Source organism: Streptomyces sp. G5(2025), from assembly GCF_049542075.1.
GTDB lineage: Bacteria > Actinomycetota > Actinomycetes > Streptomycetales > Streptomycetaceae > Streptomyces.
Window position 1 is genome coordinate 352,353 of record NZ_JBMUZT010000002.1, and the last position, 13,030, is coordinate 365,382.

At 72.6% G+C, this 13,030-nt stretch carries 12 protein-coding genes and 1 pseudogene; 10 read left to right on the plus strand and 3 right to left on the minus strand.

Annotated features, from left to right (window positions below):
- Nucleotides 1–30: 30 nt before the first annotated feature.
- Nucleotides 31–555 (minus strand): CGNR zinc finger domain-containing protein, encoded by a 525-nt coding sequence (locus ACOBQB_RS02030; protein WP_423588287.1) that lies wholly within the window; start codon nt 553–555, stop codon nt 31–33.
- A 26-nt stretch (nt 556–581) separates the two neighbouring features.
- Between ACOBQB_RS02030 and ACOBQB_RS02035 the strand changes: the two genes are divergently transcribed.
- The 4 genes from ACOBQB_RS02035 (at nt 582) to ACOBQB_RS02050 (ending at nt 5,023) form a co-directional block, all read left to right on the plus strand.
- The gene (locus ACOBQB_RS02035) at nt 582–1,124 is read left to right on the plus strand and encodes a GNAT family N-acetyltransferase (protein ID WP_423588289.1); all 543 of its coding nucleotides are present in this window, start codon (nt 582–584) and stop codon (nt 1,122–1,124) included.
- Between the two features lie 61 nt (nt 1,125–1,185).
- Nucleotides 1,186–1,839: an HAD family hydrolase gene (locus ACOBQB_RS02040; RefSeq protein ID WP_423588291.1), complete on the plus strand. Its 654-nt coding sequence runs from the start codon at nt 1,186–1,188 to the stop codon at nt 1,837–1,839.
- A gap of 125 nt (nt 1,840–1,964) precedes the next feature.
- Nucleotides 1,965–3,056 (plus strand): M20 family metallopeptidase, encoded by a 1,092-nt coding sequence (locus ACOBQB_RS02045; RefSeq protein ID WP_423590336.1) that lies wholly within the window; start codon nt 1,965–1,967, stop codon nt 3,054–3,056.
- Nucleotides 3,057–3,784: 728 nt separating this feature from the next.
- A complete protein-coding gene (locus ACOBQB_RS02050) occupies nt 3,785–5,023 on the plus strand; it encodes a GDSL-type esterase/lipase family protein (RefSeq protein ID WP_423588293.1) in 1,239 nt (412 codons plus the stop codon).
- 58 nt (nt 5,024–5,081) lie between these two features.
- Here ACOBQB_RS02050 and ACOBQB_RS02055 read toward each other — a convergent pair whose 3' ends face one another.
- Nucleotides 5,082–5,573 (minus strand): MarR family winged helix-turn-helix transcriptional regulator, encoded by a 492-nt coding sequence (locus tag ACOBQB_RS02055; protein WP_423588295.1) that lies wholly within the window; start codon nt 5,571–5,573, stop codon nt 5,082–5,084.
- A gap of 258 nt (nt 5,574–5,831) precedes the next feature.
- Between ACOBQB_RS02055 and ACOBQB_RS02060 the strand changes: the two genes are divergently transcribed.
- From ACOBQB_RS02060 to ACOBQB_RS02085, 6 genes and pseudogenes are all read left to right on the plus strand, one after another.
- The gene (locus ACOBQB_RS02060) at nt 5,832–6,758 is read left to right on the plus strand and encodes an SDR family NAD(P)-dependent oxidoreductase (protein ID WP_423588296.1); all 927 of its coding nucleotides are present in this window, start codon (nt 5,832–5,834) and stop codon (nt 6,756–6,758) included.
- Nucleotides 6,759–6,763: 5 nt separating this feature from the next.
- Nucleotides 6,764–7,636, plus strand: coding sequence for an amidohydrolase family protein (locus tag ACOBQB_RS02065; RefSeq protein ID WP_423590338.1), 873 nt, complete (start codon nt 6,764–6,766; stop codon nt 7,634–7,636).
- A 10-nt stretch (nt 7,637–7,646) separates the two neighbouring features.
- Nucleotides 7,647–9,182, plus strand: a complete 1,536-nt coding sequence (locus ACOBQB_RS02070; protein WP_423588298.1) for an acyl-CoA synthetase — start codon at nt 7,647–7,649, stop codon at nt 9,180–9,182.
- A complete protein-coding gene (locus ACOBQB_RS02075; RefSeq protein ID WP_423588299.1) occupies nt 9,179–9,634 on the plus strand; it encodes a MaoC family dehydratase in 456 nt (151 codons plus the stop codon). The genes ACOBQB_RS02070 and ACOBQB_RS02075 overlap by 4 nt, the downstream gene beginning before the upstream one ends.
- 10 nt (nt 9,635–9,644) lie before the next feature.
- A pseudogene (locus ACOBQB_RS02080) lies at nt 9,645–10,975 on the plus strand (MFS transporter).
- Nucleotides 10,972–12,330 (plus strand): alpha/beta hydrolase family protein, encoded by a 1,359-nt coding sequence (locus ACOBQB_RS02085; RefSeq protein WP_423588301.1) that lies wholly within the window; start codon nt 10,972–10,974, stop codon nt 12,328–12,330. The pseudogene ACOBQB_RS02080 and the gene ACOBQB_RS02085 overlap by 4 nt, the downstream one beginning before the upstream one ends.
- A 12-nt stretch (nt 12,331–12,342) precedes the next feature.
- Here ACOBQB_RS02085 and ACOBQB_RS02090 read toward each other — a convergent pair whose 3' ends face one another.
- Nucleotides 12,343–12,951 carry a GNAT family N-acetyltransferase gene (locus ACOBQB_RS02090; RefSeq protein ID WP_423588303.1) on the minus strand — a complete coding sequence of 203 codons (609 nt, stop codon included), beginning with the start codon at nt 12,949–12,951 and terminating at the stop codon, nt 12,343–12,345.
- Between the last annotated feature and the right edge of the window lie 79 nt (nt 12,952–13,030).

Genomic DNA, 13,030 nt, shown 5'->3' on the forward strand with positions numbered 1-13,030 from the left:
CAGGTCAACCCTTCGCGCACGCTCGACCCTTCACCGCGCGGCGGCGCGTGCGCGGTGGCGGCGTACCGCGTCGCGGTTGGCGCACGGGTGGGAGCAGTAGCGCCTGCGGCCGGTGCGGGAGGTGTCGGCGAAGATGGTGGCGCACTCGGTGACCTCGCACCGCCGCAACCGGTGCATGCCGCGTCCCACCAGGTGCAGCGCGGTGCCGACCGAGATCAACGAGAACAGGAGTGCGCCCAGCGGCAGTTGGTCGTCGCGGTAGTGCAGGTGCCAGCCGTCGCCCGCGTGATCGGTGAGCCGGGGGTGGGCGGTGGACGCGGCCAGCATCCGGTTGGCCAGCGCGGCGCGCTCCCGCTCGTCGGTGGCGTCGACGACCTTCTCCCACGCGTCCAGGGCGGCCAGGGCGTGTGCCAAGTCCGCCGGCCCGACGGGGCGTTCCAGGGACAGTCCGACCGCGCGGCAGCGGTCCGCCAGCTCCTCGGCGCTGGTCGGGCGCCGGTTGCAGAGGTCCGCGGCCAGGTCGACGGCATCTCCGCCGTAAGGGTTGAGGTGCATAAGCCCATTACATCAAGGTGATCCACATGAGACACCCCGACGGACGGCCCGCCACGGGCCGGGCCGGACACACCACTTCCCGCCCTGACCGCCGCCCCGCCGTGCGACAGGCCGTGGCGGACGACCTACCCGAACTCCTGCGCCTGCGCGCGTCATTGTTCGAGGACCTGGGCGGCGACTATTTCAACCCCGCCGCCGCGGGCGACGACTGGCGTCACCACCTCGCCGCGGTCATGAAGGAGCAGCTGACCTCGGACACCGCCACCGCGCGGATCCTCGTCGTGGACGGCGGTTCCGGCCTGGCCGCCTGCGGCATGGGCACCGTCGACCAGTGGTTCCCCGGGCCGCACAACGTCAACGGCCGGGTCGGTCATGTGATCGGCGTGGTCACCGACGTGCCCTACCGGCGGCGCGGGTACAGCCGCGCGATCATGCGGGAGCTGCTCGACTGGTTCCGCGAGCGGGAGGCGTCCCGCGTGGACCTGTACGCCTCACCGGAGGGCGAACCGCTCTACCGCGCCCTGGGCTTCGTCGACCACCCGGACCCCGCGCTCTTCTGGCGGCCTTGAGCGGCTGTGTGTCCGCACCGGTCTCCGCAGGTCTCTGCCGGCCGCCTGGCATGATCACCGCGTGATCAGTGAACCTGGGCGGCCGGGCCGCAAGAGGTACGTCTTGTTCGACGTCGACGGCACGTTGATCGACGCGGTGAGCAACCAGCGCCGGGTGTGGGCGACGTGGGCGGAGCGGTACGGCCTGGACGCTGACGAGGTGTACCGGGTGGCCCTGCGGACACGGCCGATGGAGACGTTCGCCCAGGTCGCCGCGGACCGCGATCCGCGCGAGTGCCTGGCCGTGCTGCACGAGCTGGAGGACGAGGACGTCTGCTGCGGCGTCTACACGGCTTTCGACGGGGCGTCGGAGCTGCTGCGCGATCTGGCGCCGGGGAGCTGGGCGCTGGTGACCTCCAACTACGAGCACCGGGTCCGCGGCCGCTTCCTGCGGACGGGCCTGCCCACGCCGGACGTGATCGTGGACGCGGCCGCGGTGGACGAGGGCAAGCCCTCCCCTGTGCCGTATGCGCGGGCCGCCGCGCGGCTGGGCGCCGAGGCTGAGAACTGCCTGGTCATCGAGGACGCGCCGTCCGGAGTGCGGTCCGGGCTGAGCGCCGGGATGACGGTGTGGGGCGTGAACACCGCTACCGCGGTGGAGGGAGTGCACCGCCACTTCGTCGAGCTGCGCGAGGCGGTTCCGCACATCCTGGCCGCCGTCGAATCCACCGGCTGACTCGACGCTCGGGCTTACTATCGCCGGATGCTTTCGAGGAGGAGTCGACGGTGACCGAACATCTGCTCAGTGGCACGTCCGAGGCGGGGGCGGAGCCGGAAGAAGCGGCGGACCGGCTCGCCGCGATGGTCGCGGACCTGAGGGAACTGGTGGAGTGCGAGTCGTTCTCCTCGGACCTGGAGGCCGTGGCGCGCAGCGCGGACGTCGTGGCGGCGCAGGGGACCCGCCACCTCGGCGCCCCTCCGGAGCGCCTCGTCGTCGACGGGGTGACGCATCTGCGGTGGGCGTTCGGCACGCCTCGGGTCCTGCTCCTCGGCCACCACGACACCGTGTGGCCGATGGGTTCGCTCGCCACTCACCCGTGGTCGCTCGTGGACGGTGTCGCGCGCGGGCCCGGCATCTTCGACATGAAGGCGGGGCTCGTGCAGATCTTCCACGCCCTGGCCTCGCTGCCCTCCCTGGAGGGCGTGTGCGTTCTGATCACCGGGGACGAGGAGGTCGGCTCGGACACCTCGCGGACGCTCATCGAGGAGACGGCGCGGAAGTGCGCGGCGACCTTCGTACTGGAGGCCTCGGCGGACGGAGGCGCGGTGAAAACGGCGCGCAAGGGCACGTCGGCCTACGAGTTGGTGGTGCACGGCAAGGCGGCCCACTCCGGCCTGGAGCCGGAGAAGGGCGTCAACGCCGCGATCGAGGCCGCGCATCTCGTCCTCGCCCTGGAGAGGCTGGGAGCGGAGGCGGACACCGGCGCCCCCGAGGGGTGGCGGACCACGGTGACGCCGACGATGACGTGGGCCGGTTCGACGACCAACACGGTGCCCGCCGAGGCGACGGTCTGTGTCGACGTGCGTGTCCCGACGCTCGCCGCGCAGCAGCGGGTGGACGCCGCGATCCGGGCGCTGAAGGTGACGGTGCCGGGGGCGCGCCTGGAGGTGCGCGGCGGGCCCAGCAGGCCGCCCCTTGAGGAGACGTCGTCCGCCGCGCTGTTCGAGCGGGCACGCGAGATCGCCGGGCGTCAGGGCTGGGGGACGCTGGGATCGGCGGCGGTCGGCGGAGCGTCCGACGGGAACTTCACCGGTGGTGTCGGCTGTCCGACGCTGGACGGGCTGGGCGCCGTCGGCGGCGGGGCGCACGCCGATCACGAGCATGTGATCGTCGCCGAGATGGTCCCCCGGTCCCGGCTGCTCGCCGCCCTCGTCGAGGAGACCGCCCGGTGAGCCCGCTCTTTCGGTCCGCAGGTAAACGAACTGGGCGAACCGACCGCCGGTGGACGCGCCGTTCGGGCGGGTCTTAGGCGGCCACCACGCCCGGCGACTCGCCGCCCCCATCGGCCACCGCTCCCTACGCCTCGCCGCCCCCATCGTCGCAGAAACCGCCCGGTGAGCCCCCAAGCGGTCCGCAAGGTGCACGCACCGGACGAACCGGCCGCCAGTGGACACGCCGTTCGGGCGGGTCTTAGGCGGCCACCACGCCCGGCGACTCGCCACCCCCATCGGCCACCGCTCCCTACGCCTCGCCGCCCCCATCGTCGCAGAAACCGCCCGGTGAGCCCCCAAGCGGTCCGCAAGGTGCACGCACCGGACGAACCGGCCGCCAGTGGACACGCCGTTCGGGCGGGTCTTAGGCGGCCACCACGCCCGGCGACTCGCCACCCCCATCGGCCACCGCGCCCTGCGCCTCGCCGGTACGGACCGACCAGGTGCGGGCGCTCTCGCACGCCGGGGGCCACGTCACGGGCGGCCTTCGCCGACGGCCGCCCGGTCGGCGCGTCCGTCGCCTTCTTCGTGGCCCCCGCCGGACAGACGCTGCAACTCCCACGTCACCGGGGCCCTGCCCGGGGACGCGGCGGGCCTCGCCCTCAAGCGGCACCAGCGGCACCAGCGGCACACCCTGAATCCCCGGAAAATCATGTGCGAATCGGCATTCCGCTTGACACGCTGGCGTCATGAACTCTCCGCACGATCCCGCCCCCGGCTCCTCCGTCACTCCCCGGGGAGGGGACTGGGTCACCACGCCCATCACGCCTGCCCTCGCGAAGGACCTGCTGCGCGGCGCGCTCGACGTGGAGCGCACCGAGCACGGCGTCCTGCCGCACCGGCTGCCCGCACGGGCCCGCGCCCAGTGCGGCGACGAGCAGTTGGCCAGGGCCGAGTCCCAGCCCTCCGGCGTACGGCTGGCCTTCCGTACGGGCGCCACCACCGTCGAACTGGACGCGCTCCGTACGAAGATGGGCTATCGGGGCGCACCGCCGCGCCCCGACGGTGTGTACGACCTGCTCGTCGACGGCGTCCTCACCCGGCAGGCCGGTGTGCACGGCGGCAATGTCCTGATGATGGACATGACCACCGGTACGACGGAGACCGTGCCCGGGCCGGTCGGCACCGTCCGTTTCGCCGGCCTGCCCGACCGGGTGAAGGACGTCGAGATCTGGCTGCCGCACAACGAGATCACCGAGCTGGTCACCCTGCGTACCGACGCCCCCGTGGAGCCGGTCCCCGACCGGGGCCGCAAGGTGTGGCTGCACCACGGCAGTTCCATCAGCCACGGCTCCGACGCGGCGAGCCCCACGGCCATCTGGCCCGCGCGCGCCGCGTCCCTCGGCGGTGTGGACCTGGTCAACCTCGGCCTGGGCGGCAGCGCCCTGCTCGACCCGTTCACCGCGCGCGCCCTGCGTGACACCGCCGCCGACCTGATCAGCGTCAAGATCGGCATCAACATCGTCAACGCCGACCTGATGCGTCTGCGCGCCTTCGGTCCCGCGGTGCACGGCTTCCTCGACACGATCCGCGAGGGGCACCCGACCACCCCGCTGCTGGTCGTCTCGCCCATCCTGTGCCCCATCCACGAGGACACCCCCGGCCCCTGCGCCCCGGACTTCGGCAACATGAGCGAGGGACGGCTCCGGTTCGTGGCCATGGGCGACCCCGCCGAGCGCGCCGCAGGGAAGCTGACGCTGAACGTGATCAGGGACGAGCTGTCCCGCATCGTGAAGCAGCGCGCCGCCGACGACGCGCATCTCCACTACCTCGACGGCCGCGACCTCTACGGCCAGGCTGACTACGCCGAGCTGCCGCTGCCGGACGAGCTCCACCCCGACGCCGCGACCCACCGCCTCATGGGCGAGCGCTTCGCGGCCCTGGCCTTCGGCTCGGGCGGGCCGTTCGCCTCGGGAACCCACCGCTGAGTCCGGGCCGGGCGGGCGGCCCGCCGGCCGCCGCCACGCCCGGCCCCGGCACCCCGTTTCACTCCCCGTCCGTGCGCGCCATACGGGACAGCAGCGCGTGCAGGGTGTCCCGCTCCCGCGGGGCGAGTGGGGCAAGGAGTTCGGCGGTCACGCCGCGCGCCACCTCGTCGGAGTCGCGCAGGAAGTCGCGGCCCGCCGGGGCGAGGGCGACGATGCGGCGGCGGCGGTCGTCGGGAGCGGGGCGGCGCTCCACGAAGCCGAGGCGTTCCAGGTCGTCGACCAGGCCGACGATCGCGCTCGGGTCATAACCGAGCCGCCGGCTCAACTCGCGCTGGGCGGCGCCCTCGACGGTGGCCAGGTAGCGCAGCAGCGCGTAATGGCGCAGGCGCAGGCCCGACCTTTCGAGCGCCGCGTTGAAGAGCTGTCCCGAGCGCAGGCCGAGCCGGTAGAGCAGGTAGCCCGCGTCGGCGTGCAGTCCCCGCATCCAGGGGGCGCCCTCGTCGACGGAGCCTTCCTCCACGGGTTCGGCGGTCGTCTTGCGGCTGGTCATGAGGGGCGCTCTCCCTGTTCGGTGCTTCGCGGTTCGGTGCTTCGCGGTTCGGTGCTTCGCGGTTCGGTGCTTCGCGGTTCGGTGCTTCGCGGGTACGTGCGGCGATGGTGGCCCGCCGCCCCAGCATGCCGTAACACCGGTGTCGACAACAACCATTGACGACAACAATGGTTTGTCTTAGCTTCCTTCCAAGACGTCCTCCAACCTCCCCCCTGCGTGACGTCTCCAGCCTCTCCCGCCCATCGAAGGGATACCGCCATGCCCGAAACATCCCCTGTGGACATCAGCGGCAAGGTCGCCGTCGTCACCGGGTCAGGGCGCGGCCTCGGCCTCGCCTATGCCTCCGCTCTCGCTCGCGCCGGGGCCGCCGTGGTCGTCAACGACGTCGACGAGGCGGCCGCCGAGCGTGCCGTCAAGAGCATCACCGAGGCCGGTGGCCGCGCCGTCGCGGAGTGCGTCGCCGTCGGGACGAGCGAGGCCGCCGACCGGCTGGTCGGCCGCGCGGTCGAGGAGTTCGGGCGCCTGGATGTGATGGTGACCAACGCCGGGATCCTCCGCGACCGGGTGCTGTGGAAGATGTCCGACGAGGACTTCGACACGGTCGTCACGACGCATCTGCGCGGCACGTTCACCTGCGCCCGCGCGGCCGCCGTGCGGATGCGGGAGCAGGGCGAGGGCGGCCGGCTGATCCTGGTCGGCTCGCCCGCCGGGCAGCGCGGCAACTTCGGGCAGACCAACTACGCCGCCGCCAAGGCCGGCATCGCCGCCATGGCCCGCACCTGGTCCATGGAGCTGGCCCGGGCGGGCATCACCGTCAACGCGATCGTGCCGGTCGCCGCGACCGCGATGACCGAGACGATCCCCGCCTTCGCGCCCTACGTCGAGGCGATGCGGGAAGGCCGGCCGCTGCCGGACTTCCTCCGCAAGGGCGAGGGGTTCGGCACGGCGGAGGACTGCGCCGCGCTCGTCCCCTTCCTGGCCTCCGAGGCGGCAGCCGACGTGACCGGGCAGTGCGTGGGCATCGGCGGCGACCGCCTCACCCTGTGGTCGCACCCCCACGAGGTCTCCGTCGCGTACGCCGACGGCGGCTGGACTCCGGAGTCCATCGCCGCCGTCTGGCACACCTCCGTGGGCAGCGCCCCGGAGACGGTCGGCGTCCCCGCGCCCAAGTCGCACGAGGCGTGAGCGCGTTGGACCTCTCCGAGCTGACCGCGATCGACGTCCACACCCACGCGGAGGTCTCCTCGCGGGGCCACACCTCGCTCGCCGCGGATCTCGACGCCGCCTCCAGCGCGTACTTCAAGGTCGAGGGACGTACGCGCAAACCGACCCTGGAGGAGATGGCCGCCTACTACCGCGAGCGCAAGATGGCCGCCGTCGTCTTCACCGTGGACGCCGAGTCCGCCACCGGCACGCCCCCCGTACCCAACGAGGAGGTGGCCGAGGCCGCCGCCGCGCACCCGGACGTGTTCATCCCGTTCGCCTCCGTCGATCCGTTCCGCGGCAAGGCGGGTGTGCGCCAGGCGCGCAGGCTCGTGGAGGAGTACGGCGTCAAGGGCTTCAAGTTCCACCCGAGCATCCAGGGATTCTTCCCCAACGACCGTGCGACCGCCTACGAGTTGTACGAGGTGGTCGAGGAGACCGGCTGCGTCGCCCTCTTCCACACCGGGCAGACCGGCATCGGCGCGGGCGTGCCCGGGGGCGGCGGGATCCGGCTGAAGTACTCGAACCCCCTGCACGTCGACGACGTGGCCGCCGACTTCCCCCATCTGAAGATCATCCTCGCGCACCCGTCGTTCCCCTGGCAGGACGAGGCGCTCGCCGTGGCCACGCACAAACCGGGCGTGCACATCGACCTCTCCGGCTGGTCACCGAAGTACTTCCCGCCCCAACTCGTGCACTACGCCAACACGTTGCTGAAGGACAAGGTGCTCTTCGGCTCCGACTTCCCCGTCCTCACACCCGACCGCTGGCTCGCCGACTTCGAGCAGCTCCCGATCAAGGACGAGGTCCGCCCCAAGATCCTCAAGGAGAACGCCGCCCGCCTGCTCGGGCTCGAATAGAGGGGGCGCCATGCGCAACGAAGGACTCGGTTCCTGGCCCGCGCGCCGGGCCCGCAAGACCCCGCACCGCACCGCCCTGGCCCACAAGGGCCAAGCCGTCACCTACGCCGGCCTGCACTCCCGCACGCTGCGCCTCGCGCACGCGCTGCGCGCCCGCGGTGTCCGGCGCGGGGACCGGGTCGCCCACCTCGGGCCGAACCACCCGGCCTTCCTGGAGACCTTCTTCGCCGCGGGTGCGCTCGGCGCGGTGTTCGTCCCGCTCAACACCCGGCTGAGCGGTCCCGAGATCGCCTACCAGCTGGCCGACGCGGGCGCCGGCACCCTGATCCACTCCCCCGCGCACACCGCCCTGGTCACCGCACTGCGAGAGGCGGGACAGACTCCTTCGCCGGGATGCGTCGTCGAAGTGGGGCCGGAGTACGAGGCGTTGATCGCGGAATCCGTCGAGGAGCCGCTGGACGAGGCGGTCGGCCCGGACGACGTCTGCCTGCTGATGTACACCTCCGGCACAACGGGTCGGCCCAAGGGCGCCATGCTCACCCACGCCAACCTCACCTGGAACGCCGTCAACGTCCTGGTCGACGCCGACCTCGCCGCCGGCACAGTCGCGCTGGTCTGCGCCCCGCTGTTCCATGCGGCGGCGCTCGGCATGCTCGCCCTGCCCGTGTTCCTCAAGGGCGGCACCTGCGTCCTCGTGGAGTCGTTCGACCCGGCTCAGACCCTCGACCTCGTGGAAGAGCACGGTGTGAGCGTCATGTTCGGGGTGCCCACGATGTACGAACGCCTCACCCGGGAGGCCCGCTGGGACGCGGCCGACCTGTCCTCGCTGCGCATCCTGATGTGCGGCGGCGCGCCCGTGCCGACGCCCCTCATCGAGGTGTACGCGCGGCGCGGCCTGGCCTTCCAGCAGGGCTACGGCATGACGGAGACCTCCCCCGGCGCCCTCTACCTCGACGCCGAGCACGCGGCGCGCAAGGCGGGCACGGCCGGGGTGCCGCACTTCTTCACCGACGTCCGTGTCGTACGCCCCGACCTCACCCCGGCAGCGGCCGGGGAGACCGGCGAAGTGCTCGTGCGCGGGCCCCATGTCATGGCCGGGTACTGGCAGTTGCCGGACGAGACGGCCGCCGCGTTCGCCGACGGCTGGTTCCGCACGGGTGACGCGGCGCGGGTGGACGCGGACGGTTTCGTCACCATCGCCGACCGCCTCAAGGACATGATCATCTCCGGCGGCGAGAACGTGTATCCCGCCGAGGTCGAGAGCGCCCTGCTCGGCCACCCCGACATCCTGGAGTGCGCCGTCATCGGCGTGCCCGACGCGCGGTGGGGCGAGGCGCCGCGCGCCGTCGCCGTGCGCCGCGAGGGCGCGACGGCCACCGCCGAGGAGGTGCTCGGCTTCCTGGCCGGCCGTCTCGCCAAGTACAAGATCCCCGCGTCGCTGGTGTTCGTACGCGAACTGCCGCGCACCGCCTCGGGGAAGCTCCACAAGCCCAGCCTGCGCCGCGAGCACGGCGGCGCGCCCACCGACCAAGGAGTGCCCCAATGAGCCGTACTGTCCAGGGACTTGACGAACTGTTCGCCCTCGCCGGAAGCGAACTGGGCGTCACCGGATGGCTGGAGGCCGGGCAGGACCGCATCGACACCTTCGCCGACGCGACCGACGACCACCAGTGGATCCACACCGACCCCGAGAAGGCCGCGCGGGGGCCGTTCGGGGCGCCGATCGCGCACGGCTACCTCACCCTCTCCCTCTTCATCCCGCTCTTCACCGACCTCCTCGACGTCCAGGGCGTCACCACGAAGGTCAACTACGGCCTGGACAAGGTGCGTTTCCCCGCCCCCGTGAAGGCCGGTTCCCGGATACGGCTGCGCGCCACGCTGGCCTCCGTCGACGAGGTGCGGGGCGGGGCGCAGATCGCCGTGGACGGCACGATCGAGATCGAGGGCGGCGACAAGCCCGCGTGCGTCCTGCGGAGCCTGTCCCGCTTCTACGCGTAAGGAGCCCGCCATGTCGCACCCACCCGGCACGACGGCGAACCCCGGGACCAGAGCCGACGCGGCGCCCGGACAGCTGCGCCGCGTCGCGCTGTCCGGACTGCTCGGCACGGCCGTGGAGTTCTACGACTTCCTGGTCTACGGCACCGTCGCCGCGCTCGTCTTCGGCGACCTCTTCTTCCCCGAGGCCGAACCGGCGGTGGGCACCGTGGCCGCCTTCGGCACCTTCGCCGCGGGCTATCTCGCCCGCCCGCTCGGCGGCATCGTCTTCGGCCATTTCGGCGACCGGCTCGGCCGCAAGTCGATGATGCTCCTGACGATGGTCCTGATGGGCACCGGCAGCTTCCTCATCGGACTGCTGCCCACCTACGACGCGATCGGTGTCTGGGCCCCCGTCCTGCTCGTCCTGCTCCGCATCGTGCAGGGCATCGCGATCGGCGGCGAGTGGGGCGGCGCGACACTCATGGTCGCCGAGCACGCCGGTGATCGGCCGCGCGGCCTGTGGACCAGCTTCACCCAGCTCGGCGCCCCGCTCGGCACGGTGCTCTCCACCGGGGTCGTCGCGCTCGTGAGCACGCTGCCCGACGACGACTTCCGCGCCTGGGGCTGGCGGGTGCCGTTCCTGCTCTCGCTCGTGCTGCTCGGCGCCGGACTCTACGTACGCCTGAAGGTCGCCGAAAGTCCGCTCTTCGCCTCGCTGTCCGAGCGGCGGGAGCGGGCGCGGGTGCCGCTGCTCGACGTGCTGCGCGCGCCGCGGCCGGTGCTGCTCGCCTCGGCGGTCGGCATCGGCCCGTTCACCGCGCAGGCGCTGATGACCAGCTTCATGATCTCGTACGCCGTCGATGAGGGGTACGGCCGCCAGCAGGTGCTCATCGGCGTCACCGTCGCCTCGTGCGTGGCTCTCGTGGTGCTGCCCTGCGCGAACCATCTCTCGGACCGGTTCGGCGCCGGCCCGTCGTCCTGGCCGGGGCGCTGCTCTCGGCGGCCACCGCCTTCCCGGTCTTCGCGCTCGTGGACAGCCACCGGCCCGGGCTGCTGATCCTGGCCTGCGTGATCGGGCACGGCATCGCCCAATCCGTGATGTACGGGCCGCTGGGCGCCCTGTTCAGCGAGATGTTCCCGACCCGGGTGCGCTACACCGGCGCCTCGCTCGGCTACCAGACCGCGACGCTGCTCGGCGCCGGCCTCTCGCCGCTGATCGCCGGCGCGCTGCTGGCCGCGCACCACTCCAGTGACTCCGTCGCCCTGTTGCTCACGGCCGGGAGCGCGATCACCGCGCTCGCCGTCTGGCGGGTCAAGGAGACCAGCGACCGGAACCTCGCCGCCCAAGGAGAATCCCCGTGACCCGCACCGCCCGCCGCCCCGTGACCGCACTCGCCGCGCTGCTCCTCCTCCTGGCCCCGGCCCCGGCCTCCGCCGCCGAACCCGCTCCCCGCCATCTGGAAGGCACCCTGCCGTCCGGCGCCACGTACGTGATCGACACCCCGGCCCACTGGAACGGCACCGTGCTGCTCTTCAGCCACGGCTACCGCCCCGAAGGCACCCCGAACCCGGCCGTCAACGCCCCCGACGAGCCCACCAAGAAGCTGCTCCTGAAGGAGGGGTACGCGCTCGTCGGCTCCTCCTACGCGAAGGACGGCTGGGCGGTGGAGCAGGCGGTGCCCGATCAGCTGGCCGCCCTGGACACCTTCACGGGGAAGATCGGCGAGGCGCGGCGGACCCTCGCCTGGGGCCAGTCGCTGGGCGGGCTCGTCACCACGGCGATCGCCGAGCGCCACCCGCGGCGTATCGACGGCTCACTGTCCCTGTGCGGCCTCGTGCACGGCGGCGTCGCCAACTGGAACTCCACGCTGGACGCCACGTTCGCGCTCCGCACGCTGCTCGGGCCCGGCTCCGGCATCCGGCTGACCGGCTTCGAGGACACCGCCGACGCCACGGCCTCCGGCGAACGGCTCGGCGCCTCCCTCAAGGCGGCGCAGCGCACGGCTCCCGGGCGGGCCCGGATCGCGCTCGCCGCCGCGCTGCACGCCATCCCCGGCTGGAACGACCCGGCCACCCCTCGGCCCGCCCCCGACGACCACGCTTCCCGGCAGGCGAACCAGTACACGGCGCTGCGCGGCCTGGTGGCACAGCCCGGCTTCGTCTGGCGGGCGGAGGCCGAGCGCCGCGCGGGCGGCAACATGTCGTGGAACACGGGTGTCGACTACACGGCGATGCTCGCCCGCTCCGCCGCCTACAAGGAGGTCAAGTCCCTCTACAAGTCGGCGGGGCTGTCGCTCGGCGCCGACCTGCGCGCGCTCGCCGAGGAACCCAGGGTCGGCGCCGACCCGGGCGCGGTGCGCTACATGGTGGACCACGCCGCGCCCTCCGGCCGGCTCCGCAAGCCGCAGCTCGACGTGCACACGACCGGTGACGCGCTCGTGCCCGCCGAGGTCGAGAGCGCCTACCGCCGTGCGGTGAATCGAGCGGGCCGCGCTCCTCTCCTGCGCCAGGCGTACACCGACAACGCCGGTCACTGCACGTTCAGCCCGGCGGAGCGGCTCGGCGCACTGCACACGGTCGAGGGGCGGGTCGGTACGGGAAGCTGGGGCGACACGTCACCGGACGCCCTCAACTCCCGTGCGCGGGACGCGGATCCGACCACACCGGCCCGCTACACGTCGTACCGGCCCGGCCCGTACCCGCGCCCCTACAGCTGACCCCGGCCGTTGCTACGCGTCGGCCGGGCGGCGCGGCTCGCGCCACATCGTCCACAGCTGCGGTCCGCCGCCCGGCAGCCGCAGCTCGTCGCGCACGGCGAAGCCGAAGTGCTCGTAGACCGGGAGGTTCTCCGGCTTGGAGGACTCCAGGTGGACGGGCATGCCGGCCACGTCCGCCTGGGCGAGCCCCGAACGCAGCAGGGCGGCTCCCTGCCCCTGGCCCCGCACGGCCGGGTCGGCGCCGATGAGCGCCAGCGACCAGTGCGCCTCCTCGGGCGTGTGCTTGGCTGCCGTCTCGACGGCGCCTGCGAACAGCTCCGCCCGGTCGCCGAGGAGGTTGGTGAGCTCCTGGATGGTCTCCTCGTCGGGGACAGCCTTCTCCTGCGCCTGAGCGGGCACCCAGAACGCGGCGGCGGCGTCGGTGCGTTCGCACACGCCGTGCCGCACGTACTGGCGGGTGAAGATCGTGGCGAAGTAACGGCCGAGCGACGCTTCCCGGGTGGCCTCGTCGGGGAAGAGCCAGCGCATCATCGGGTCGTCGTCGAAGGCGCGGGCGAGGGTGGTGCCGACCTCGGAGGCATCGTCGGGTGTCGCCGTCTTCGGCGTGTGCGACATTGGCATACGGGTCATTCTGCACCCGGTGATCTTCGTTGCCGACCCGGGGTACTGGTTGAACTGCCGTGGACTGGGGCTCCGTTGT